The 25,326-nt window shown below is 41.1% G+C and carries 24 protein-coding genes; 8 read left to right on the top strand and 16 right to left on the bottom strand.

Annotation, left to right across the window (positions count from 1 at the left end):
• Positions 1-168 precede the first annotated feature (168 nt).
• The 4 genes from RMZ41_RS20125 to RMZ41_RS20110 form a co-directional block, all read right to left on the bottom strand.
• A complete protein-coding gene (locus RMZ41_RS20125; RefSeq protein WP_322640924.1) occupies positions 169-624 on the bottom strand; it encodes an SRPBCC family protein in 456 nt (151 codons plus the stop codon).
• A 32-nt stretch (positions 625-656) separates the two neighbouring features.
• A complete protein-coding gene (gene zds, locus RMZ41_RS20120; protein WP_322640925.1) occupies positions 657-2,096 on the bottom strand; it encodes a 9,9'-di-cis-zeta-carotene desaturase in 1,440 nt (479 codons plus the stop codon).
• Positions 2,097-2,370: 274 nt separating this feature from the next.
• The gene (locus RMZ41_RS20115) at positions 2,371-2,547 is read right to left on the bottom strand and encodes a CopG family transcriptional regulator (protein ID WP_322641006.1); all 177 of its coding nucleotides are present in this window, start codon (positions 2,545-2,547) and stop codon (positions 2,371-2,373) included.
• A 1,665-nt stretch (positions 2,548-4,212) separates the two neighbouring features.
• A complete protein-coding gene (locus RMZ41_RS20110) occupies positions 4,213-5,850 on the bottom strand; it encodes a DUF6930 domain-containing protein (RefSeq protein WP_322640926.1) in 1,638 nt (545 codons plus the stop codon).
• A 319-nt stretch (positions 5,851-6,169) separates the two neighbouring features.
• Between RMZ41_RS20110 and RMZ41_RS20105 the strand changes: the two genes are divergently transcribed.
• From RMZ41_RS20105 to RMZ41_RS20095, 3 genes are all read left to right on the top strand, one after another.
• Complete coding sequence (locus tag RMZ41_RS20105; RefSeq protein ID WP_190894026.1) at positions 6,170-6,526, top strand: iron-sulfur cluster assembly accessory protein; 357 nt, start codon at positions 6,170-6,172, stop codon at positions 6,524-6,526.
• A gap of 173 nt (positions 6,527-6,699) precedes the next feature.
• Positions 6,700-7,122: a hypothetical protein gene (locus RMZ41_RS20100; protein ID WP_322640927.1), complete on the top strand. Its 423-nt coding sequence runs from the start codon at positions 6,700-6,702 to the stop codon at positions 7,120-7,122.
• A 122-nt stretch (positions 7,123-7,244) separates the two neighbouring features.
• Positions 7,245-7,493, top strand: a complete 249-nt coding sequence (locus RMZ41_RS20095) for a hypothetical protein (RefSeq protein ID WP_322640928.1) — start codon at positions 7,245-7,247, stop codon at positions 7,491-7,493.
• 152 nt (positions 7,494-7,645) lie between these two features.
• Here RMZ41_RS20095 and RMZ41_RS20090 read toward each other — a convergent pair whose 3' ends face one another.
• Positions 7,646-8,566, bottom strand: coding sequence for a TIGR01777 family oxidoreductase (locus tag RMZ41_RS20090; protein WP_322640929.1), 921 nt, complete (start codon positions 8,564-8,566; stop codon positions 7,646-7,648).
• 179 nt (positions 8,567-8,745) lie between these two features.
• Here RMZ41_RS20090 and RMZ41_RS20085 point away from each other — a divergent pair, with 179 nt between their 5' ends.
• A complete protein-coding gene (locus RMZ41_RS20085; RefSeq protein ID WP_322640930.1) occupies positions 8,746-9,093 on the top strand; it encodes a hypothetical protein in 348 nt (115 codons plus the stop codon).
• A gap of 72 nt (positions 9,094-9,165) precedes the next feature.
• Here RMZ41_RS20085 and RMZ41_RS20080 read toward each other — a convergent pair whose 3' ends face one another.
• From RMZ41_RS20080 to RMZ41_RS20060, 5 genes are all read right to left on the bottom strand, one after another.
• Positions 9,166-9,654 carry an FHA domain-containing protein gene (locus RMZ41_RS20080; protein ID WP_322640931.1) on the bottom strand — a complete coding sequence of 163 codons (489 nt, stop codon included), beginning with the start codon at positions 9,652-9,654 and terminating at the stop codon, positions 9,166-9,168.
• A gap of 387 nt (positions 9,655-10,041) precedes the next feature.
• Positions 10,042-12,519 carry a heavy metal translocating P-type ATPase gene (locus RMZ41_RS20075; RefSeq protein ID WP_322640932.1) on the bottom strand — a complete coding sequence of 826 codons (2,478 nt, stop codon included), beginning with the start codon at positions 12,517-12,519 and terminating at the stop codon, positions 10,042-10,044.
• A gap of 135 nt (positions 12,520-12,654) precedes the next feature.
• Positions 12,655-12,834, bottom strand: coding sequence for a hypothetical protein (locus tag RMZ41_RS20070; RefSeq protein WP_322640933.1), 180 nt, complete (start codon positions 12,832-12,834; stop codon positions 12,655-12,657).
• Between the two features lie 544 nt (positions 12,835-13,378).
• Complete coding sequence (locus RMZ41_RS20065) at positions 13,379-13,654, bottom strand: TM2 domain-containing protein (RefSeq protein ID WP_322640934.1); 276 nt, start codon at positions 13,652-13,654, stop codon at positions 13,379-13,381.
• Between the two features lie 607 nt (positions 13,655-14,261).
• A complete protein-coding gene (locus tag RMZ41_RS20060) occupies positions 14,262-15,836 on the bottom strand; it encodes a type II CAAX endopeptidase family protein (RefSeq protein ID WP_322640935.1) in 1,575 nt (524 codons plus the stop codon).
• A 113-nt stretch (positions 15,837-15,949) separates the two neighbouring features.
• On the opposite strand from RMZ41_RS20060, the gene RMZ41_RS20055 reads away from it, so the two are divergent.
• A complete protein-coding gene (locus RMZ41_RS20055) occupies positions 15,950-16,648 on the top strand; it encodes a Uma2 family endonuclease (protein WP_322640936.1) in 699 nt (232 codons plus the stop codon).
• A 196-nt stretch (positions 16,649-16,844) separates the two neighbouring features.
• Positions 16,845-17,297, top strand: a complete 453-nt coding sequence (locus RMZ41_RS20050) for an HNH endonuclease (RefSeq protein ID WP_322640937.1) — start codon at positions 16,845-16,847, stop codon at positions 17,295-17,297.
• Positions 17,298-17,358: 61 nt separating this feature from the next.
• On the opposite strand, the gene RMZ41_RS20045 is transcribed toward RMZ41_RS20050, so the two are convergent.
• From RMZ41_RS20045 to sufB, 6 genes are all read right to left on the bottom strand, one after another.
• Positions 17,359-18,012 (bottom strand): Uma2 family endonuclease, encoded by a 654-nt coding sequence (locus RMZ41_RS20045; RefSeq protein ID WP_322640938.1) that lies wholly within the window; start codon positions 18,010-18,012, stop codon positions 17,359-17,361.
• A 46-nt stretch (positions 18,013-18,058) separates the two neighbouring features.
• On the bottom strand, positions 18,059-18,691 hold the full coding sequence (locus RMZ41_RS20040; protein WP_322640939.1) for a Uma2 family endonuclease: 633 nt from the start codon (positions 18,689-18,691) through the stop codon (positions 18,059-18,061).
• 218 nt (positions 18,692-18,909) lie between these two features.
• Positions 18,910-20,172, bottom strand: a complete 1,263-nt coding sequence (locus RMZ41_RS20035; RefSeq protein ID WP_322640940.1) for a cysteine desulfurase — start codon at positions 20,170-20,172, stop codon at positions 18,910-18,912.
• Between the two features lie 15 nt (positions 20,173-20,187).
• Positions 20,188-21,558, bottom strand: a complete 1,371-nt coding sequence (gene sufD / locus RMZ41_RS20030) for a Fe-S cluster assembly protein SufD (RefSeq protein WP_322640941.1) — start codon at positions 21,556-21,558, stop codon at positions 20,188-20,190.
• Positions 21,558-22,346, bottom strand: coding sequence for a Fe-S cluster assembly ATPase SufC (gene sufC / locus RMZ41_RS20025; protein WP_322640942.1), 789 nt, complete (start codon positions 22,344-22,346; stop codon positions 21,558-21,560). Before sufC ends, sufD begins: the two co-directional genes overlap by 1 nt.
• A 105-nt stretch (positions 22,347-22,451) precedes the next feature.
• Complete coding sequence (sufB, locus tag RMZ41_RS20020) at positions 22,452-23,891, bottom strand: Fe-S cluster assembly protein SufB (protein WP_322640943.1); 1,440 nt, start codon at positions 23,889-23,891, stop codon at positions 22,452-22,454.
• Positions 23,892-24,310: 419 nt separating this feature from the next.
• On the opposite strand from sufB, the gene sufR reads away from it, so the two are divergent.
• A complete protein-coding gene (gene sufR / locus RMZ41_RS20015) occupies positions 24,311-24,994 on the top strand; it encodes an iron-sulfur cluster biosynthesis transcriptional regulator SufR (RefSeq protein WP_322640944.1) in 684 nt (227 codons plus the stop codon).
• A 71-nt stretch (positions 24,995-25,065) separates the two neighbouring features.
• Entirely contained in the window at positions 25,066-25,326 is a 261-nt protein-coding gene (locus tag RMZ41_RS20010) for a hypothetical protein (RefSeq protein WP_322640945.1), read from the top strand.

The raw sequence follows: 25,326 nt of genomic DNA, 5'->3' as shown, positions 1-25,326 counted from the left end.
CATTCTTCTTTTACTGTTAGATTTTGCGCTCTTTATCTACCTTTTACGGGTTTATTCGGTTAGGTGCAAGATATGAGTTAACGCTAATTGAGTAGGTAGTAACGAATGCTGAACAATTCCTGAGACAGCAAGAAACTTTTACACCTTGTTTCCTACTGCCTGTTTATCCTATCTATATGAATTAGCTTTAGCATTCAGTGCGTATTCTTTAAACCTTTCCAAATCAGCTTGAATCGTCGATTCAACTACCCGCCCCAAAAATAAGTTATCCATAATTTTGCCAATAATGCCAGGGATAGCGTAGGAAATGGTCATTTTGACAATACTACTATTGTGGCGATCGTAAAAGCGAATTGCTCCCTGATTCGGCAAACCATCAATGGATTCCCATTGAATAATTTGGTTTGGGATAACTTTAAGAATTCGGGATTTCCAGCTAAATTCCAGACCGCCACCAGCGCGAAGTTTCCAAAGAGATATATCTGGATTATCTGGCGGAATTTTCACCGAATCAATCCACTTCATCCACCGGGGCATTTGCTCCAAATCAGACCAGAGGCTCCATACTAAATCTATGGGAGCCTCTACTTCTACCTGTACAGTATGCTCTAACCAATCTGACATTCTCTTTTTTCCTTCGCGTCCTTCGCGGTTAGTTATTTCTTCAAACTTTCCAAAATCACTTTTGCCGCCCGCCGTCCAGAAATAGTAGCACCTTCCATACTGTCGATGTAGTCTTGCTGGGTATAACTCCCTGCAAGGAAGAAATTGTCTATTGGTGTTTTTTGGTTCGGACGATACGCATCCATCCCTGGCGCTTCTCTGTAGAGAGACTGAGCAAGTTTGACCACACTGTACCAAGTCATATTTAGCTCCCGCGACGAGGGAAACAGTTCATGGACTTGCTTGAGGACATGCTGCGCGATCGCTTCATTGCTTTGTCCAATAAATGGATCTCCCGGTGTCAGCACTAGCTGTAACAATGAACCCTGTCCTGGGCGATAATAATCAGCAGGGCTAGTCAACGCTAAATCAGCAAAACAAGAAAAATCAGCATCGGCTGTGTACAGCAAATTATCGATTCCAGCCGCGTGATTTAGCTGCTTACGTTGCTCTCCATCGTTCAGTTCAGTCACCCAACCATCAAAGCGTAACTGCACTGTAGCCACTGGCACTGCATCTAGTTTGTAAATATTGTCAAATTCTGACCACTTACGCCACTCATGGGGTAGGATGCGTTGAATTCCTGGAACATCACAGGCAAAAACATAAGCATCAGCAGTGATAGTTTCTACTGCATCACCTTGGGCAACTACTATACCAGTGACCCGGGTTTGTTCGTCTGACTCAGTAAACTGAATTTCCCGCACTTGCCGACGGGTATAAACTTTAGTGCCTCTAGCTTCTAAATATTCCAGAATAGGCTTATGTAAATATTCAGATGGAGAACCTTCCAGCATTCGCAAAACTGAAGCTTCAGTTCTGACTGCAAATAACTGGAATATGGTTAACATACAACGGGCAGACATATTTTCGCAATCAATAAATCCCAATGCGTAGGCAATGGGGTTCCATAAGCGCTTAATGCTGCCATTGCTCCCACCATGACTGCGAAACCAATCAGCAAAACTAACTTTATCTAAATTGCGGATGGTTTTCATCGCCCCATTAAAGTCTACCAATCCGCGAACTATCGGACTAGTACCCAAAGCGATCGCATTTTGCAGTTTATCCTGCAACGATAGTTGAGAAGTTGTGAAAAATGCCTTTAAGCCATTGAAAGGCGCACCTGTAAAAAAGCGAAAATCCAAACCACCAGTGCGCCCCCCTTTATTAATAAAAGTGTGGGTATGTTCTTTGAGGCGTAAGTTTTCTAGCACGCCCACTTTCTTCATCAAGTCAAATAGTTGGTAGTAGCACCCGAAAAATACATGCAAACCCATTTCTAGATGGTTGCCATCTCCATCAACCCAACTGCCAACTTTGCCACCCACAAACGGTCGAGACTCAAAAATCTCTACTTCACAACCAGCATCTGCTAGTTCTACTGCGGTTGCTAGTCCAGCCAGTCCCGCACCTACGATTGCAACACGCATTCCGTCGTTCCTTTTCAGTTTCTTTACAGATTGTAACTGGGTTGGTGTCGGAATTTGCTACTTAATATCAACTCACCAGCATATTAAAGCATGGCGATATCGATACTAAAACTTCATTGATTACTTATTTTTGTCCCAGTAATTGACCAGACGCGAGAAGAACGCGTCTGTATCAGCTAGACAAATTATTGTCCATCGCGGCGTACTCAAAAAAGTATCAGAGCTATTTTTTTGGTGGCAAAGCAGTTATCTAGTAAGTAATAAAAGTATGTTCTTACTTATTTATATCTTTGCCATCCTCAGAGACAGGCAAACTTCTAATCAGTTCACGAATCACATCGGTTGCGGGTCTACCTGTTTGTTGGCAATATTTTTCTAATTTTTCCGCTTCCTGTGTTGCGAGATTAACTGTTATGCGTTTTACGGCCCATTTTTTATTTGTCATTATCATGCTATCTGCTGTATATTTAGATTGTCGAAAGATTGTAAGTAAAGAGGGAACCGATAAGATTATCAGAGTTTGTCTCAGGAAACAAGTAATACCATTAATATTAAAAATTGTTGTTTTGTCAAAGCATTCATAATTTTCTAAAGAAATCAAAAAACTTCACTTTATTTGTTACTATTTTGACAGCAAAAACAGCATATAGTTCCTTTTGAGGATAATAACCCCACTAATAGCATCAGTAAAGCCTGACAAGGAAATTTTATAAATGAATTGGATGACTAAATCAAGATTTCCAAACTTATTCTCTATCAAAAGGATTTGACCTTCTCTCTTAACCAAGTTCACTAAACTCACTTGGTGAGAATATCTGGTATCGCTGATGAAAATAAAGCTTTAGAATCCGTTATCAGGCTGAAATTATGGCTTACAGGTGGTTTAGGGTAGTACATACAGGTAGCGATAAATTACTTAAAAGTAGGCAAATAAGCGATCGCTCAAGATAGAATATCCATTTACATCCATTGCTGTAATCAATAAGCTAATATCTGCTTTAACCTTTAAGCTTTTGGCTGACTGCGATTAAGCTGATTGTTTCTCCGTGTTAATCTTGGGGTCAAAAAAACGGAATAGTACTCAGTTTTCTGAGTAGAACGAGGCATTTATTCTGATAAAATTTAACAGCACGATCTGTAATTTTACACAGATAAATGACCTCAAAGCAGATGTGATGCTACTTGAATGTTGTTCATAACAATATTTTCGTTTGTTTCATACTTTTACGCTAAGTCACCATAAAAATACGATAAAATTCTAGATGATTTTACCTCCTACTATCGATATAGTCTATTTAAAACCCAAAGTTTTTGTGAAATTAATTGTATTTATTCATCAAGATGTAATCCGAATTATTTTTAGCCTATTGTTACGCTAACTCTCACTATCAATGGTATTTCCACATCGAGCAATTAAAAGGAAAGTTACTACAAAAAAACCATTTAAACTCCAACCATTATTAATTGGTAAATTAACCTATACAAATGATTGTCTGTTTCAATTTTTTTGGAGTGTATTCATTATAGCCATGATTTCTGTCCTTTCAATAAACTTTATTTAGACACTAAATAAGCTCATTCTCAAACTTTATAAAAAAATTACAAAGAAAAATAGATAAGATGAGCTTTTGCTTAATTATATTGATATATAACAAGCTCAAAAGCTCAAAAAATTGTTAAAAAAAAGATTTTGATTATCGAAGTAGATCGGCTACGTTTAATTAAAACGAACTTCGTAAATAAATCTCTAGTTATTAGTACTGATTTATACCGGTAAATATCCAAATAAAATTACTAAAAACTTTGGAAATATACATACTTCATGAAATTTAAGTAAAGTGAGCTATCATCAGGGGTATGCAATAGTACAGCTTGGCAATATATAGCCAACATATCAATTGACAAGATTTGGGGCAAAATACTCTTGTTAGAGATATGCAAACTTTCGCCGTGCTGTACTAAGCGCATCACAGCTAAGTATTCTTGACTTCACTGAGCATTCAATAGTTCCGCTGGCTGCTCAGTGTTAAATTTGGTCAATATGTGAATCAAATACACATCAACTTAATTTCTCATAGCCGTAATCTGAGATTAAGGACTATGGCGATTAGTGCAACTATTCCAAATTAAATTGGGGCATAAGCTGGAGAGTGCCAAGACCCAAATCTTTGGGTGAAAGCGATCGCGTTTCAAACAAAGCCATCATATCTCGTAACTGAGGATTGCCACGGGAGGCTCCAGTTAGTCCTTTAGCAATGATTAAGCCACAGTAGCCCTTAGTATTTTTGCAGCGTTGATTCCATTTTTTTCGGGCTTCTACATGAATCGGATCTTCATCTAAAAACTCACCAAATAAGAATAATTCTTCATTTTCAGTTTGCAATATACCCAGATCGTAGCGATCGCCATCAAAAGGATTGGCACCTGGATTAAAGCAAATTGCTCTTAGCCCGTCTGCTGCTTCAATTCTTTCAATTACAGTCTTAGCCTTGGGCCGAGAAGTTTGAATTAAAATCACCGGCAAACCGTCACCCACTTGTTTGATTTCACCAGCCTTATGGTAAGTTACCCCCTTCCGGAGGCTATCCAGCATTTCCCACGACACTACACCTAAGCTGAGGAAAGAGTCTTCCGGTATTAAGTCATCTTGCAATGATTGAAAATTTGCCGAGTCAAAATTATCACTTTCTTCGTCATCAAAGCCTGCCATTTCCTCTAACTCTGCTGCTAGCTCCGGCATGGTAGAGACTGTTACAGCTACAGATTTAGTTGATTCTTCCGATTGCGGCAGAGAAATACGGTAGCGACGGCTGACGCTAGGAAAAATATCCTCATGAAGCTGACGACGGCGATCGCGAAAAAAGCGGATCAGGCTTTCGATCGCAACGAAGATTACCAATGCTTCTTCGTCATACAGAACAGATCGCAGTCCTTCTAAGGGGTGGATATTACCAAAAGTTGGGTCAATTTCTGATAATGGCAGATCCACCAAATCACTTTCTTCGTCTTCCTCCTCATCTTCGTCCTCATCAGCGCTCTCAAAGGTGAGAAACAGGCAGTCTTGCTTGAGAAACGCTTCTTCTAGATGCTCCGTTGATTCTGCATCTTCTAAAACTGCGGTACGAAACTGTTTTAAAGACTCCTCTGAGCGATAAAACAAAATTCCATACTCCATTCCCAGCATTCCCATGACTGAGGCGTAGAGCGTGCCAACATCCCACTTATTAATTTCGATTGACAAAATTTGCTGTTCTTCCAAAAATTCCCAAGGTGCTGCTTGCCAAATTGCAAATGCTTTCTCCCGCAAGATTTGTGCATACTGTGGGGGTAAGTCGGGGGTTTGACTATCGAGGATGTCAGCAAATCCGCGAAAAAGTTCGTCAATTAAAGGCAGTTCTGGCGCGTAGTCAATGGAAATATCCAAATCTTGCAGCACTCCCCGCAGGTAAAATTGGATCTCGCGGTCTTTGACTACAATTCTTTGGGGTCTGGCAGGTCTTGCCGGACTGTGGGGATGCTCCATTGCTCGCATTAAGGTACGAACTATTGCTTCTGGGCCGATATCTGAAGCTACCACGTCCATTCCACGAACCACACCTTGGGAGTAATCTACCCAAAGAATACACTCTCCTTTTTCCTCGGAGTCTGAATGCTGGTTTGGTGATGACAACGGACGGCGATCGCCCTCCCATACAGAAGGAATTTGAGTTAATTTCTTCAAGCGACGACTGGTAGAGCGATTAAAACTTGTCATAGAGTAAGTTAAAGAAGCAATTTGGAAGTAGACTTTGGGGAATAGCTAGCCTCGGATTAAGTTTTTATGGCTGCACCTGAAAGATAGTTGCTTCTGGGATAAGCCATGCTTTAACTGCAAAAATACCGAATTTGTAAACACACTGAGTCTCTCAATTCTAGAATAAAAATCTTTGGCCGCTTTTAACGGAGTGTTTACAATTTGGCATCTAAAGACATCTAAGCCGCTAGAATGGATACAAAAACACCTTGAGCAACCCAGAGGCATTAACAAGCCGATATCGGGTAAAGCTTAAAGTAATTAAGGAGTTAAAAAGCAGATGACACAAGCAATTCAGCCTCAACAACGCGGAATTCTGTTGAGCGAAGCCGCATTGCACCAGGTAAAATCCCTCCGGGACAAGCAAGGCACAGATTTCTGCTTAAGGGTAGGAGTCCGTCAGGGTGGCTGTTCTGGGATGTCTTACATGATGGACTTTGAAGACACTAGCAAGATCACCCCACAGGATGAAGTTTTTGACTATGATGGCTTCAAAATTGTCAGCGATCGCAAGAGTCTATTATATCTCTACGGTTTAATGCTCGATTACAGCGATGCTATGATTGGCGGTGGTTTTCAATTCACTAACCCCAATGCCAACCAAACTTGCGGCTGCGGTAAGTCATTTGGGGTGTAATATTGTCATTTGTCATTTGTCATTTGTCCTTTGTCATTTGTCATTTGTTCTTGAAGTTCTAATCTAAGGAAGCCTGAGCTTTTGACTTCTGTCATTGTTGCTCGTAACTAATGACTAATGACCAATGACCAATGACCAATGACTAATGACCAATAACCAATGACTAATGACCAATGACTAATACAGTTGAATCCTTATTTGATACAGGTTTGGAACGCTATAAAGCTGGAGAAACGGCAGATTCTTTAATCCCTGTATTTAAAGAAGTGTGCGATCGCGCTCCTAAAACTAGTGCTGCTTGGATTTGTTTGGCATGGTTGTATCTACTCGATAACAAACCCAACTTAGCTTACAAAGCTGCACAGAAAGCAGTCAAGTTAAATCCACAAGACCCACAAGCTAGAGTCAATATCGCCTTAGCAATGCTGGAAACCGGTCAAAAAGGTTTACGAGAACATATTGACATAGCACAACAGCTAATTTTTGTCAATGAAGAGTGGCAAGATGAAATAAAAAATAGTATTGAAGATGGTTTAAGTAGAAAACCAGATTGGCAGAGTTTGAAAAAAGTCAAAAATTGGCTGTTTGAAAAGTGAGAAGTTAGGAGTTAGGAGTTAGGAGTGAGAAGTTAAATTCAAGTCGGGAATTCTCACTTCTAACTTAGCCGTATAACTTAGTTAGCAGTCGTCAAATTTTGGGCAAGTAAACACAAGGGTAGATGAAAGATAAATTGTTAAATTGGCTAAACACAATTTTAGTTGCAGATGTTTTTTTGGTTTTATTTGGTTTTGTGTGGTTAGCGATCGCTGCGATCGGTGATTCTGTAGGAGTAAACCTGGGCTTGGATTTGTGGCATCAACTGTGGCAACCCTTATTTAACCCAGCGATCGGCATCCTCATGGGCGGTGCAGTTCTCAGTGGTATTATCAGTTGGGTTTCCAAAAAATTTCTCTCTAGTCAAGAATAAAGGGATTAGGCATTGGGCATTGGACATTGGACATTGGGGGTGGTGTTAGCAGTGCCTTTAGTCCGTGTTGAGATTATTAGAATTGGGCAGTTAAAAGTTATTCTCTTCCCAATTCCCAATTCCCAATTCCCAATTCCCAATTCCCCCTGAGTCTATGCAAGAATTTGTCTTAGTGCTGACTGTAAATTAGGATATTTGTACTCAAAGCCTGTTTCTACAGTGCGCTTGGGAAGAACTTGCTGACCTTCTAAAACTACTATAGCCCCGTCTCCTAAAAGAGCTTCAATCGCAAAACCCGGAACAGGCAACCAAGAAGGGCGATTCATTACTTGTCCCAAAGTTTGACTTAAATCTGCCATTCGGACTGGGTTAGGGGCAGTGGCATTGTATACGCCCTCTATTTCCGGTTTCGTTAAAGCTTGCACAATCAAGTTAATTACATCATCTACATGAATCCATGAGAACCACTGCCGACCACTACCAATGGGGCCACCAGCAAAGAGTTTGAAAGGCGGAATCATTTTACCTAAAGCACCACCATTGCCTAAAACAATTCCAAAACGCAGAATTACCAGCCGTACACCAGCATCTTTTACCTTTCTCGCTTCTGCTTCCCAGGCTTGGCAGACTTGGGCGAGAAAATCGTTACCAGATAGACTTGTTTCATCAAAAGTTGCCGTTTCACTGGTGCCATAGTAGCCAATAGCTGAAGCATTAATTAACACAGCTGGTTTAGGATTAGCGTTGACAATTGCTTCAACTATTTTTTGTGTGCCTAACTTCCGGCTATTGAGGATTTCTTGTTTGCGTTCTGGTGTCCAGCGTCCTTCACCAATGGGTTCTCCTGCCAGATTAACTACGCCATCACAGCTAGCAATGACACTTTGCCAAGAACCAGATGCATTTGGTGTATAGGCAACAATCTCTAGATTTGGGAAAGCCTCAGATGGAAAAACCTTTTTAGCAAAAGCGGTGTTCCGAGTTAATACTACTATTTGATCACCTTTTGCGTGGAGTCGTTTTACCAAAAGACTACCGACAAATCCTGTTGCTCCAGTAATTGCTACTTTCATTCATTTTTTACCTCAGCCAAACCCTTATTGTAAAGTTTTTGATCGAACTTTGAACCTACAACACTTTCTTTGTGGATAGAACAGATGCAACTGTATCAGGTGCAAATATTTGAATGACTTTCTGTTTAGATGCTTTGGTATTATAGGATGGACAGAGTGTTGCAAGGCGTGGGGCTATTATGGCTCGCTATACCTGTTCGTTTATTCTTTCTGTTCCTAGTGACCATCTGTTGCCGTTGCTTGTAGAACTTCTACAGGACTGTCAGTTGGATATTCAATACCATACAGGCGATTACATTATCGCTCGTCAGATTCCTGGTAATGTTCCTTTTCCTAAATTGATCACAGTAGAAGTACTGGTTGATAAATCAAAATCTACTGAAACGGAAACTCGGATGAGTATTGTGATTAAAAATGAAGAACTACCACTTCAACTAGATAATTACTGCCGACAAATGTTTGAATTTATCAAGCAGGCTATTGAAAGTAGCCGCCATTGGCATTTGATTGAAAGTATTGCAGGATAGCTTTGATAATTGAATTGACAATCCCACGGCTTTAAGCCGTGAGAGTGTCAGACTGTAATTGGTAATTAGAATTCAATCTTCCAGATCCTCGGCCATTCCGGGGTTTATTAGTGTAATGTCATACTCGCTCGAATCCGTTTGTCCCAAACGCTGAGTATTTTTTAAAAGGTAATAAATAGCACGGACTTGAGGGCCAAAAACGATCTCGTCTTCATTTCTGAGATCGTGGTTTGGTATTTTACGTCCATTAATCATCAAACCGTTGGAACTGGCCTTACCTTTGGCATCGCCATCTACAATCCGGTAATAGTAGCTATCACTATTATGCTCTCGTGGCAATCTCACTAATGTGGCATGGCGGCGGGAGACAAACTGCGACATCAAACGGATATTACACTCGCGATCTCTACCAATAGAGTAGACGGGTTGCTCCAGAGAAAATTCTTTGCGACCTTGATCGTCTTCAATAATCAGTAGATGGTTTTCATTAGTTTCTGCTGCCATTGACAAATCGGTGGAACTATGATTTAACAAGATTTGTTTAGTATCGTATTTTGCCATTTTCGCGCACCATAAGGCTGTGGTGCTAATCTAAATAAGCTTTAAAACTGCATAATACCTTGAAAGAGTAAAACTTGGTCGTTCTACTTCAGTAGCTATGATAGCTTTTGTAGGTGTCTCAACAGGCTTTGCGATCTCCATAAAACCTGAATCATGATTCAGTTTAACGAATAATTACTAATTCGTAATTCGTAATTAAAAAAGGTTAGAGTTTTTAACCTGATGATTGGGGATTGAGCGAATCCGTGTAGCTTGCTTTTGAGCAAGATTACGCCTAGCCTCTCGTCGAGAGCATACATAATTTAGTAATTACGAATTACGAATTGTCAATTTCAGATGGGAATAATTAAGATTTGTGCTGGAGAATTTCAGGTGCAGCAAAGTATTTTACGAGTGATGAGCTAATCGCCGTAATAAGATTGAATTTGTGACGACACTAACAGAGCTAAAAGCCATTAATGCAGCCGCACCAGATGGGTTAAGTACAAAACCCAGACTAGGGAACAAAACACCAGCTGCTAAAGGAATACCAACAGTATTATAGGCAAAAGCCCAGAATAAATTTTGGCGGATTTTGTTGAAGGTGGCGCGACTCAGCTGAATAGATTCGACGACATCGTTTAAGCGATCGCGCATTAGGACAATTTCAGCAGTTTCCATCGCCACATCCGTCCCGGAGTGTAAAGCAATTCCAACATCTGCCTGGGATAAAGCTGGAGCATCGTTGATTCCATCTCCTACCATTGCGACAACGGACTGGGGATTGGGTATTGGGAATTGCGTATTAGGAAGAATTTTTCCTAGTTGCCAGTCCCTAGTTCCCAGTCCCTCTTCCTGGAGAGATTGTATTGCAGCCGCTTTTTTCGCTGGGGGTACACCCGCGATCACATCAGCGCTGTCTAATCCTAGTTGTTTGGCTATGGCGCTAGCTGCTTCAGGGCGATCGCCACTGAGCAACATTACCCGTAAGCCCATTTGACGCAATTTGTCTACAGTGGATTGGGCATCTGGTCTGAGGGTATCAGAAACAGCAATTAGCCCAGCTAAAGTTCCCCCAACTGCTATGCAAACGACTGTTTTACCATCTGTTGCTAAATTCTGTGCTGCCTGTTGTGCAGTTTCACTAATGGCAATACCATGCCAACTCAACCAGTCCCAGTTACCCAAAAGTACAACTGTGTCCTCTACCACAGCAGATACTCCTAGTCCCGGTTCCGTGTGAAAGTCCACAGCCTCTAGAATAGATAACCCTTGCTTGAGTGCTTCTTGCTGAATCGCTTTTGCTAGCGGGTGGTGAGTACCGCTTTCTACGGCTGCTGCTAGTTGTAATAGAGATTGGGAATTCCTAGTCCCCAGTCCCCAGTCCCCAGTCCGCGATCCCTCAATTAACAGACAATCTGTGACGATGGGATTACCTGTGGTCAAAGTGCCAGTTTTATCAAAAACTACGGTGTCTAATTGGTGTACTTTTTCTAAAACGTCGCCGCCTTTGATTAATAAACCTCGTTCTGCGCCCATAGCAGTCCCGACAAGAATGGCTGTTGGCGTGGCAAGTCCCAAAGCACAGGGACAGGCGACTACCATAACTGCGATCGCTAGTTTTAAACTAATTAATAAAGGGGAGTGGGGAGCTTTATGTGTAGCGTGACCCATCATTTCCATGCCACCAGACATGCTGATATCAGCCCAAATATGAGTACCAAAAAAGTACCAAAAGACAAATGTTAATAAAGATGCTGTCAGCACGCCGTAGGTAAAGTAACCAGCTACTGTATCGGCTAATTTCTGTACTGGGGCTTTCCGAGTTTGGGCGGCTTCTACTAAGGCGACAATTTGAGCTAAAGTTGTATCACTTCCAGTCCGGGTTGTCTGAATAGCGATCGCTCCTGACTGGTTTATTGTCCCTGCTGTCACCGCATCTCCCGGCTGCTTAATTACTGGCACGGCTTCCCCAGTCAACATGGATTCATCCACCGTTGTTTGACCAACCACCACTTCACCATCGACAGGAATTTTATCACCTGGCAGCACTTGTAACCATTCACCAACCCGCACCTGTTCAGCAGGAATCTCTACACTAGAAGATCCCACTCCGCCTTTTTCTGGATTGGCAATCAATCGCGCTACCTGTGGCTGGAGTGCTAGCAATTTCCTAAATGCAGCAGCAGCGCGACCCCTAGCTTGTTGCTCTAATGTCCTTCCTAACAGAATAAAGCCCAGCATCATTACTGGTTCGTCAAAAAAGCATTCCCAACCCATTTGGGGAAAGAGTAACGCTACCAAACTAGCAATGTAGGCTGTCAGCGTTCCCAATCCGATCAAGGTGTTCATGTTAGGCGCATTTCGCCGCCAACCCAACCAGCCATCTACTAAAATCGGGCGACCGGGAATTAATATCGCCACTGTCGCTAATCCACAGTGAAACCAAATGTTATTTAGTATTGGCAGCACTGAGCTACCAAGATTACCAAAATGTCCACTTCCCGACAATAATAGTAAGATTGTAGCGATCGCTAACTGCCTTAGAGAAGACCGCATTTCTCGGCGTTGTCGTTCTGCTGGGTCTGGTAAAGTAGATATCTCACCTGCTACTGTGTTACTAGCTTTGCGGGGTTGAGTTGGAAATCCAACGGCTGTTAATCTTTGTGCTAGTGCATCTGCATCTACCGCACCCGTTTCTGACTCTACAACTGCTACCTCTGTGGCCAGGTTTACACAGGCATTCTTAACTCCTGGATGTTGGTTTAGCTGTCGTTCTACTGCATTCACACACCCAGCACACTTCATACCCCCAACATCGAGAATAATTTTCTCTAGGATTGGCTCAAGTTCTGGGTCTAGCTTAGTTTTTGGGATAAGTTGCATGACAAGTATTTAGATTCGCTACAGAAATTCAACGCCTGACTAAAAGCGTCTCTAATTTGAGCGTAGGCTAAATATGGAACTACGACTGTATGTAAACCCTATTAAATTTCTTAATTTATCGTACTTCGCTGAGGATCACTGACGGCTCCAGCGTACATAAGTTACATAAATGATAGCTCCAGCCTGCATTGGCATCAGCACAACCAGACTTTTCCAAAAATTGTGAATTTCCAAATTTGACATGGCACTGAAATAGCCAAAGCCCAACAATAAGAAGAGTATCCAGATCATCTGTTTACGTTTGATGCTTAGCATAGCAGTAGGCTTCAGAATTTTTTAGCAAAAATCTCTAGTTATAGCAAGGGACTGGGGACTGGGTGAAAAGTCTTTTTGTGTCTAAGTTTCATCATTTGTTGATGTCCTAACCACCAAGGCTTGTGCTATATATCTATAATTCTGTACAGAATAGTTACTTAAAAAAAAAATTTACCCAAAGGAGAGTTAATAAAAGAAAAATACATTTCTCCACTCTGTGACACCAAAACACTTGTAGAGACGGCGATTTATTGCGTCTCGAAAACCAAAATTTTTGACCAATAGCCCTTAACTGAACCGTATTGCTCTATAACCTTGATAATAAAAATAAGTATCAATTAGGGGCGTACAGGAGAATCCTAGTAAACGCCAGCGAACTAATTTACTGTGGGATGGCAAAGGATAAGGAGATAATTCAAACAGGGTCAATCCATGAATTGTCCAGAGCCAGTGTAGTTTTGCCTAAGTCCTAACTTTTTTCAAAGATACACTTAAGATTCTACACTTCACAAAGTAACTGACTGAAGTGTAAAATCTTAAGTTTTTAGAACCACCCCTGTTTATTTAGAAAGTAGGTATTTACAAATTCTTCAGGGGGCTTATTCAAATAGATCATGCCTTCAATTAAACCTATAAGTTGCATAATTAACAAGGCAATGCCGTAGGTAAAAGAACCCGCAACTACAGAAATCACCAACATGATAAAGCCTTCTGGAGCGTATCCTAGAATAAATTTATGAACCCCAAATCCTCCAAGGATAATGCCACAGTAACCAGCTAGAAGTTGTTTGGTAGGGTGACTGGGGTTGAAATTTGACATATTAAGTGCTGCTCCTTGATAAGTGAAGTATAAAAATAAAGTCTTTATTGTAATCAAACAGAATACCTTTACTTGCTTAATAAATAGATTTTTAATTTTTTCAGTACAAGTAAGCCTCAAGACCAATGATTAAAGTTAGCGTTCTTCTTTCCAGAAGATACACTAACATCTTTGGCGGCATAGCTTTAAAATTTGGCACTCCTTACTTAATCAATTTTGGTGGATTGGATGGTTGCAAACACTGGTACAGCAGTTTTGCAGATTTTCAGGTAAGACATCGATCTTGAGAATCATGAACCTCAATAATCAGCAAAAACTGCTACACCACTTTTTACAAGTCCATCAGTATTATTTCCGGGTTTTTTTACGATCGCATCAATGAAAAGATTCAGTTGTTGGCTAGAATCACCCAGATTTAGAATAAAGGCTTAACTAGATAGTTTGTTATCTATGTTAAGAGTATTCTTTAATTTGCTTCTGCCGTTATCTTATATTAGGTTTTCAGCTAGTATTTATGCTTAACAACCAAATTATAATTAGTAAATTGTCTCTACTTATGCAGATAAAAGCAGATATTTTTATTTTAAGCAACAGTATGTATTTAGTTCTAATTGCTACCTAAAATGAACAGACTTAATAATGTACCACTATTCCAGAGGCTGTGGAGGAGCATAGGAGCAAAGAGGTTGCGCGATCGCGTGTAAACTACCCCTAAAACGATCCCCAAGGCTGTCAGGGGAAGAATTTCTGACAAGCTGAGGTGAGCGATCGCAAACAACAAACTACTAATCAGAATCGATCCCCATACGGGTAAGTAGCGAGTTAGAGAAGGTAACAAAAAGCCACGAAATAGAATTTCTTCAAAAAATGGAGCTGCGATCGCGGCTGTAGAGAAAAATATGCCTAGTGCTATACCATCTTGGCTTTCTAAGGCTAGTTGCAACAAGGGGTTACTACCACCCTGTCCTTGCCATAGCTGTTGATTAATCAAAGATACCACCACAACTATAGGTAAAGCCGCGCAATAGCCCCCTAGCCCCCACAAAAACCAGTTATCTTGAAAATGGAAGCGAAACCAAAATTCTGGTAACGGAAAAAAGGACTTAAGAGAGAAATACAGCACTAACAGCGCACCTGATGCTACCAGAAAGTAACTAACTAAAACATAAAAAGCCTGAAGTCGCACATCACCCACAGGGCGAGGGATGGGGAGAAGCGATAGCAATAGAGGCACAAAAATTTGCCCCATGAAGAAAAAGCCGACGACAAAAACCTGCAAAATGGTTTCACCATCCCAAGGCGTTGACCAAGGGACATCGGCATTTTGAGCTAGTAACGAGGCTTTTCCTTTCAACAAGCGTTGAGCAAATAAGAAAATCAGCAGTATTAAACCAATTAAAGCTGCCAAGGTGGGAATAGTGCCAATAACTGCTAATTTCACCACTGCTTGAGCAGCAGATTCTTGTTGTGTAGCTTTAACTGCTGATAAAGCGTCTTGTCGTTGCTGGAGTTGGTATAGCTGAACCAAAGCAGTAGAGCGAAACCAACCTTCTAAATTCTTTTGAATCCGTTCTGGAGCATTTTGCAGCAGACGAGGAGGATTGTTCCACAGTCCACTCAATACAGCTGCGGTCTCTCCAAACTCTGGATTAATATCTGAGCGTTGTTGTAATTCGCTCCAAGTTTTGAGGGCTGTATCCGTCTGTCCTTGCTGTGCTTGTAAAATTCCCAGGCGTAAGTCTAATTCAGCCAGTAATTTTTGTAATTGCTTGAGGGATTGCTGTAACTGTTGCTTTCCCTGTTTAGAAGTTTTAGTAGTGGGAGGAACGTCCGGTAAAGGTTTCGGAGGTATGGGAGCTATTTCAGATTGAGAGCGTAATTGTGCAAGTTTGTTGTTAACTTTGTCTAAATTAGCTGCAACTGATTGACGCGCCTCCTCATACTGCTTTGTAGCGCTTTCTAGGGGCTGCTCACCCAGTATTGCTTCCCGAATTGCCTGGAGATTGTCATCACTGCTATCTTCTGATTGCCAAGCTTGAGCTTGTAGAGCAATATTGGTTTGGTACAATTCCAGGCGACTTTGGAACTGAGGTTCTTGCCAACTACCGAATAAAGCCGAAACTGCCAACAGAACTGCTATCGGCGTTAGCACAAAAAATAAAACCAACCGCTTGAGTGTCATCTATCCCCCTTTAACTGACCAGTGGAGAGCGCGTCTCCCTTGGGAATTATCGCAATAAAAAGTCAGAGGTGGATAGATATCATCAATATTATAAGTTTGCAATCGCAACCACCATGTTAAATTACAACCCATTGCACTGCTTACCCTCCGCCGAGGATCTGCCCGATTCTGACGATGAACCTGTGGATAATCAACTACAACATTTGATTCCTGGCTTGTTAGAAGCCATCTTAGCTTGGCTGTGGGCAACTCGGATGGATTGGTTTTTTGGCGTTGATATGGGGATATATTATGATCCCGAATTACCGCCGATTGTGCCCGATGGATTTTTAAGTTTAGGAGTCGAGCGAGTTTTTGATGAGAACTTGCGTTTAAGTTATGTGTTGTGGGAAGAAAAAGTAATGCCAATTATGGCATTAGAAGTTGTTTCTCACAGACGGCGTGGAGAATACACCAGCAAAAAGAAACTTTATGCTGAAATGGAGATTTTGTATTATGTTGTTTACAATCCTCAACGCCGGAGAAAACCACCTTTAGAAGTTTATCGCTTTGTAAATGGTGAATATGTATTGCAGCCAGGAAATCTTGTTTGGTTATCAGAGATAGGTTTAGCAATTGGTTATGAACGGGGAACCTATCAGGGAATTACGCGGGATTGGTTGTATTGGTATGACAAACAAGGAGTCAGATATTTAACACCAGAAGAACGAGCGATCGCTGCTGAACAACGTGCTACCACTGCTGAACAACGCACTCAAAGGCTAACAGAAGAATTACGAAAGTTGGGAATAGATCCAGATTCTTTGAGTTGAGCGTAAATATGGGGTGATTAAAGTTGATTTAGTTTGTGTTTGGCGAATACAAGCGTGCTTCGCTAATCTTATACTTGAGAAGTACGATTTTAGCAGTTACTTTTAGTAATGGTATTTAATTTTTCTTCAAATACACGTATTATTTATCTAAATTAGAATTTTCTAAGATAACACTATATTTTTAAAGTAATTTATAATGGCACATCCTAATATTGATCAAAGAAGGCATTATGTCAAAATATTATTAGATAAAGGTGTATATATCGATTTCAAAATGAAACTAGAAATTGGTATTATTTTTGCTTGTAGTCATAGTGCAATAACAGCCGATATTTTAGCTCTCACTAGAAATCCAAATTTGCCTACACCGCATGTTTCGCAAAATATGAGAAAGAAAATTCGCCAACGTGATGGTATTTTATGCCAATATTGTGGAAGTAAATCCTTACATAAAGAATATGTGGTCGAACATGTTATACCTGCCTCAATAGGTGGAGTAGCAAAGCCTTATAATCTTGTAATAGCTTGCCAATCTTGTAACAGTATAAAAGGAAAATCTGTTTGGATACCAAATAACATTGAGGCAATTACAAAGGATTATTCTGAATGGCGTATATATATTATGGAACTTGCTACAAACTATCAATAAATTATATAATTTTAACAATAAAAAACTAAAATATTTTAATATACGTATTTTATAGTAAAAATTAATACAAATAGCTACCCAAGTATTTTAACTTTTCCCTGACATAAGTACGAAATGATTTGAGCAAAGCAATTTCACCGATACTTTTACTCTGCTCAATAAATCTGCTTATCTCACTCACTGATACTATAGGAAAGGCAATACTAAACTTACACTCGACATATTGCCCCTCTATCAACTGATAAAATTTTAAATTTTGTCCATCATATCTCCAAAGTTCAGTTACACCCAACGCTGAATAAATTCCCAATTTGTTAACTGAACTACTGGTAATGTCAATCTCAATTGCTAAGTCAGGCGGCGGATCTGTTTCTAAATCTAAAGTTTGCTTACCCCTAATAGCTAGTTCATTCTGGATATAATAGCAAGTATCTGGTTCTATGCCTTGCTTTGATATTTTCCGCTTTAATGTTGTAGAACCAGCGCTTCTAATTTCAATTCCTAATTCTTCAGCTAAAATTAGAATAAAACGGTCAAATTGAATTTTGGGGTTTTCGTGTTCAAAAAGTGGAGTCATGATTTCTAAAACACCCCAGTCATAAGCAAAGCGAGAACCTCTATCTTCGCCTGTATCTCTCAGCAAGGCTTCAAAGGTTTCCCAGCTAATGTTATGTAGCACTGTTCTTTGTTCACCAACCGTTGACTTGACAAGCATATTAAAATAGTTCGTAATTCGTAATTCGTAATTCGTAATTAATATTTTAAGCTATCTTTCCACGCACCCAAGTGCTGAAGGATTGTATCAGATCAATTTCATCCATAGTTTTACTTTGCTGGATAAATCTATTCATTTCACTAACAGAAATTAAAGGGAAAGCGATACTCGACTTAATTTCAATATATTCGCTTGCTACTAATTGATAAAATTTTAAAAATTCACCGTCATATCTCCATAATTCTCCTACACCTAAAGCTGCATAAATATTAAGCTTATTAATAGAACTGCTAGTAATATCAATTTCAACTGCTAAATCTGGTGCTGGATCTGTTATTAAATCTAATTCTTGTTTACCTCTAATTAGTGGCTCATTTTGAATATAATAGCAAGTATCGGGTTCTATTCCCTTTGTTATTGGTTTACGTTTCAATGTTGTAGAACCAGCACTTCTAATTTTAGTTTTTAATTCCACTGCTAAAGCGAATATCAAGCGGTCAAACTGAATTTTAGGATTTTCGTGTTCAAAAAGTGGAGTCATGATTTCTAAAACACCGCAGTCATAAGCAAATCTTGAGCCTCTGTCCTCACCTGTATCTCTCAGCAAGGCTTCAAAGGTTTCCCAGCTAATGTTCTGTAGCACTGTTCTTTGTTCAGCAGGCGTTGACTTGACAAGCATATTACAATACTTCTTCTGTCAGGATGTTAGATAAAATCCCGATAATTTTACCTATGTTATTAATATAATACTCGCTCAAGTCAGTTTCAATCACTTGCCCAATGAGCTTAAAAACTTTAGTTGCTCCTGTAAATAATCCAGATAATTAAATTGTGCCAACTATTAGCAAGATATGTTGCTGATATTTGGCACAATTACTATCTAAATATTTTGTAACTTTAAGCAAGGAAACCTGCAAAAAAGTCTAGAGTTTCTTTCAGTGCTTTGATGAAAATATCAATTTCCTCGCGGGTGTTGTAGAAAGATAAACTTGCTCGTGCGGTTGCAGCAAGGTCTAAGTAACGGTGTAATGGTTGTGTGCAGTGGTGTCCAGAACGGATGGCAACGCCTTCTTGATCTAATAATGTAGATAAGTCGTTAGCGTGGACTTCTCCGGCTGTGAACGAAGCGAGAGCGGCTCTACCTTCCCCTTTAGCATTTGGTTTGGGGCCGTAAATTCTAATTTTGGGAATTTGCTCTAATTGCTGGAACAAATAAGCTGTTAATTCTGCTTCGTAGGCGTGGATTTTATCCATACCGATACTGCTAAGATAATCTATTGCAGCACCAAGTGCGATCACTTCTCCAATTGCAGGTGTACCAGCTTCAAATTTATGCGGTAATTCTGCATAGGTTGAATGCTCAAGATACACTTCTGCAATCATCTCACCACCACCAAAAAATGGTGGCATTGATTCCAATAATTCTAACTTGCCATACAGAAATCCTATCCCGGTTGGAGCGCACATTTTATGACCAGATGCTACCAACCAATCACAATCTATCTTCTGCACATCTACAGGATAGTGGGGAACACTTTGGCAACCATCAACTAAGAATTTAGCACCATATTTGTGTGCGATCGCAGCAATTTCTTCCACTGGATTAATGCAACCCAAAGTATTAGAAATATGCACCACTGACACCAGCTTAGTTTTGTCGGAAATCAGCTTTTTAAACTGTGACAAATCAAAAGTTTCTTCTGGTGTTAATTCTACAAATTTCAGTACTGCACCCGTTTTTTGTGCCACCAATTGCCAAGGCACAATATTACTGTGGTGTTCCATCACCGACAGAATAATTTCATCCCCAGGCTGCAAATTATTCATTCCCCAACTGTAAGCTACTAGGTTAATCGCCTCACTTGCGTTGCGGGTGTAAACGATTTCTTGACGGAATGCAGCATTGATGAATTTGGCAACTTTATCTCTAGCACCTTCATAAGCATCAGTAGCTTTAGCACTCAGAGAATGGGCACCTCGATGCACGTTAGCATTATATTGCTCGTAATAGTCCCGCAGGGTATTTAATACGAATAAAGGCTTTTGCGAAGTCGCAGCATTATCGAGATAAACCAGGGGTTTCTCGTTGACTTCCTGATGCAATATCGGGAAGTCAGCGCGAACTTTATCAGCAAGGGTTTTGGTAGGAGTAAAAGTCATTGGTAGATTACGTTATTACTCATTAGTCAGGGACTTGAGATTATTCACTGTGTTTAAAAGGATTTCTCGCAGAGAGGGAATCGGTATTTGGTTGATAACTTCAGCAGCGAAGGCGTTAATTAACAACTTCCGAGCATCGTTTTCATCAATTCCCCGACTTTGCAGATAAAATATTTCGTCATCTTCTAATTGGCTAACAGTAGCACCGTGAGCGCATTTAACATTATCTGCCGTAATTTCCAATTGGGGTTTGGTATCAACTCTGGCTTTCGATGATAGTAGCAAATTGCGATTCAACTGGGATGCATTTGTTAACTGCGCTGGTTTAGGTACAAAAACTTTACCATTGAACACTGCATGAGCGCGATCGCCTACAATACATTTATGCAATTGGTCACTTGTACCGTGAGGATAGTTAAGTGCGATCGCACTGTGAGTATCAGACAACTGCTTACCAGTAATCACCGTCAAACCATTGAGAGTAGTTTGTGTCTGCTCACCAGTTTGCAAAATTTCTAAATTGTGCCGTGACAACTTCGCACCTAAAGTTATGGCATGACAAGTATATCGGCTATCACGAGCTTGTGCGATCGCAGTTTTCCCAATATGAAAAGCCTCTGCACCTTGCCATTCAACCCTAGTGTGGCTCACTTGGGCATTGTCACCAACCCAAACTTCCGTAACCGCATTGGTAAAGTAAACTCCATCCTCCGCGCTCTCTGCGCCTTGGCGGTTCGTATACTCTTCAACCAACGTCACCTGCGAACCACTTTCCGCCACCACCAAACAACGCGGCTGCGAAATCGTCGCTGTCTCACCCGCAACCGAAATAAACACCAAATGAATTGGTGTCTCAACCACCACATTCTTCTTCACCCACACCACAGCTGCATCAGTTATCCCAGCCGTATTGAGAGCAGTAAAAACTTCTTGCGCTCCCTCAGCTTGAGCTAAATACTGCCGTACACCTTCCTGCTCAACCGCAGACAAACCAGCCAAATTACTCACCACAATCCCAGATGGCAAATCTGAAACTGCGGATAACTCCGGCGCAAAAACGCCATTCACAAATACCAAACGACTATTAGCCGCCTCTGGCAAAATATCAAATTGCAAAGACGCAAAATTTCCCGCCTCTACATTAAATTGCACCTTTCGCAAGGACGACAAATCAGTAAACCGCCATTCTTCCTCGCGGGTGGTGGGAATAGTCGAGTGGCGTACCCAATTTGCAGCACTTTGGCGTAATTCCTGCAACCAACCTTCTGTTTTAGTCGCCGTTACTTGATTTAACAACCTAGTCAGATAATCATCTCTATCTAACATCGATGTCAAACTGACTGCATTTGAATTAGGTATTGCACTAGGAGATACTTGAATATTCATTACACACCCACCTCAGCAGCAAATTCTTCTAGCACCCAGTCATAACCGCGAGACTCTAATTCTAGTGCCAGTTCCTTACCGCCACTCGTAATAATCCGCCCTTGTGCCATCACATGCACAAAATCAGGCACAATATAATCAAGTAATCGCTGGTAGTGAGTAATCAAAATTGTCGAATTTTCTGGACTTGCCAGTTGATTTACCCCATTCGCCACAATTCGGAGCGCGTCAATATCCAAACCTGAATCAGTTTCATCCAAAATTCCTAACTTTGGTTCCAGCAACGCCATTTGCAGAATTTCATTCCGCTTCTTCTCACCACCAGAAAACCCTTCATTCAAACTCCGACTGAGAAAACTGGAATTCATCTTCACCACATCCAGCTTTTCCTCAATCAAATCGTCAAAATCAAAAGCGTCTATTTCCTCTAAACCTTGCGCCTTCCGACGGGAATTGTACGCCACCCGCAAGAAATCCAAATTGCTCACACCCGGAATTTCTAACGGATACTGAAACGCCAAAAATACACCACTTCTGGCTCGTTCCTCCGGCTCCAACTCCAACAAATTTTGCCCCTGGAAAATCACTTCACCGCCAGTCACCTCATACGCCGGATGCCCAGCCAACACCTTAGAAAAGGTACTCTTACCAGAACCATTCGGCCCCATGATCGCATGAATTTCACCCGATCGCACCTCAAGATTCACACCCTTCAAAATCGGTGTCCCATCAACATTAGCCGTCAGATTTCTAACCGACAGCACAACTTCACTATTTTCAATAATCATCTTCTCTCCCTTCTCTCTTCGCGCTCTTCGCGTCTTCGCGGTTCGTTATTCTTCCAAAAGATAAACACAGAACACCGATGTCCCTGTGTTTATCCTTCCTTCCACTTATCCAACACTGCCTTCCAACTTCAAACTCAACAACTTATCAGCTTCCACAGCAAACTCCATCGGTAGCTGATTAAAAACATCCTTACAGAAGCCGCTAACCATCATCGAAATCGCATCCTCTGCTGAAATGCCCCGTTGAGCAAAGTAAAATAACTGATCTTCCCCAATCTTGGAAGTAGAAGCTTCATGCTCTACCTTCCCAGTGTTATTTTGCACCTGAATATAAGGGAAAGTATTCGCATGAGCATTATCCCCAATCAGCATCGAGTCGCACTGAGAATAATTTCTCGCTCCTTTAGCCGTCGGATTTACTTTCACCAAACCCCGGTAACTATTACTAGAATTACCTGCGGAGATTCCTTTAGAAATAATTGTACTGCGGGTATTCTTACCAACGTGAATCATCTTTGTACCCGTATCAGCTTGCTGCATATTATTTGTCAGCGCCACCGAGTAAAACTCACCCACAGAGTTATCACCCACCAAAACACAGCTAGGATATTTCCAAGTAATTGCCGAACCTGTTTCTACTTGAGTCCAGGAAATCTTGGAATTAACGCCCTGACACAAACCGCGCTTGGTGACAAAGTTGTAAATACCGCCTTTACCATTAGCATCTCCAGCGTACCAATTTTGCACGGTGGAATATTTAATTTCCGCGTTATCCAGAGCGACAAGTTCCACAACGGCGGCGTGCAATTGGTTGCTGTCATACATTGGTGCGGTGCAACCTTCAAGGTAAGAAACATAACTACCTTCTTCGGCGACAATCAAAGTCCGCTCAAATTGTCCCGTGTCACCAGAGTTGATGCGGAAATAGGTAGACAGTTCCATTGGGCATTTTACGCCTTTAGGAATATAGACAAAAGAACCATCGCTAAAAACAGCGGCATTCAAAGCGGCAAAGTAGTTGTCAGCGATGGGAACAACGCTACCCAAGTATTTTTGGATCAATTCTGGGTGTTCTTGCAACGCTTCCGAAATCGAGCAGAAAATAACGCCATCTTCCGCTAGCTTTTCTTTAAATGTAGTGGCGACAGAAACGCTATCGAAAATGGCATCGACGGCGACATTTGCCAGTCGCTTCTGTTCAGATAGAGAAATGCCTAACTTTTCAAAGGTTTCTAAAAGGGTTGGATCGACTTCATCCAAGCTGTTGAGCTTTTCTTTCTTGCGTTTTGGCGCTGAGTAATAAATAATATCCTGATAATTAATTGGCGGATACTTGACATTGGGCCAAGTCGGTTCCGTCATTTTTTGCCACTGGCGATAAGCTCTGAGGCGAAAGTCCAGCATGAACTGCGGCTCATTCTTCTTAGAGGAGATCAAGCGGATAACGTCCTCGTTTAGTCCACGCTCAATTGTGTCGGCTTCAATATCGGTGATAAAGCCGTACTTGTAAGGTTGGTTGACTAAGGTTTTGACAGTGGCACTCATCAGTAATAATCTCTCGTGTTCGGAACTCTTTTAAGATGGGAGACGGGCTGCGGCTAACCGATTCCCATCTCCCGTTACGGAATGGTTACACGGCTGCTAGAATAGTGGTGGAGAGTAAAACAACAGCTATGTTGTTTAATCTATCTTCATTTTACGCTAAATTAACAACAACAATGTTGTCAAAGTCAAACAATTTTGGATTTTAGATTTGCAATTTGGGATTGAAAAAGGCCACAAAGGTGCTTGGCTCAAGGATTTTAGATTGACGATCGCGTAGCTGGGCATATACCAGAAAACTTTTTTAATCCAAAATCGTTCGACTGAGCGAAGTCGAAGTCCAAAATCCAAAATCCAAAATCGGCACGGTCAAATTTTCAAATAAATTTTTGGGACGTTCGCTGAACGTTTCGCACCAGAAGATGGCGACTACCCACCAGTCCTCAACCAAGCAAGATATCCTAGAATATCTGCACAAACATGAAAAAGCAACGGCTTTGGAGCTAGCTGAAGTTTTAGACGTAACCCCTCAAGCGATTCGTCGCCATCTCAAAGATTTGGAGACGGAGGAGCTAGTTTTGTATTCGACATCAGTGCAGGCGGCGGGGATGGGGCGGCCGCAGCATCTTTATGAATTGAGTCGTCAAGGACGCGATCGCTTGCATCGAACAATGAGCGATCGCTTTGGTGATGCAAGCGGAAATTTTGCGGTTTCGCTGCTAGACACCTTAGCCGAAACGGTAGGAGACGACCAATTTAAATCGATTTTAGAGAAACAGTGGCAGCGCAAAGCTAAAGAATACCGCGATCGCGTCGGTAACGGTTCACTGCGAGAGCGTGTAGCCAACTTAGTCGAGTTGAGAAAAGCGGAAGGCTTCATGGCAGAGTATCACGCTGTTGATGTAAATGACTCCTTTGAGTGCGATCGCTTTATCTTAATGGAGCATAACTGCGCTATTTCCAACGTTGCCGAGTCTTTCCCCAGCATTTGTGGTCACGAATTAGAAATGTTTGCAGCTGTATTACCAGATTGTACCGTAGAGCGCACCCACTGGATTATTGATGGTGAACATCGTTGTGGCTATTTAGTACAAGTTCGTCATTAGTCATTTGTGAAAACTACTACCCAATTTCCAATTCCCAATTCCCAATAATCAACTAAATTTTAGATAGCGTTATGGACGTACCAACACAGCAACCATCAGCACAATTTTTAACTCTGGAAGAGTCAGCAAAAGTAGATGCGGCTTTGTTGTCTTCTTCAGAAAAGTTTTTAACAAGATTGACAATTTCATCACTGAAACTTTTGAAGCATATCGCTCAAGAACACGGTGTTGCTATTGAAGATTTAACAGCACAGCAACTAATTTCTTGGTTTGAAAAAGATGGCAGAATTCGCCGTGAGCAGGGAATTGAAGCTTCATATCTGAAATGGTAA

The sequence above is a fragment of the Nostoc sp. DedVER02 genome (genome assembly GCF_034530675.2).
Taxonomy (GTDB): Bacteria; Cyanobacteriota; Cyanobacteriia; order Cyanobacteriales; family Nostocaceae; genus Nostoc.
This window is presented reverse-complemented; position numbering and strand designations above follow the sequence as displayed.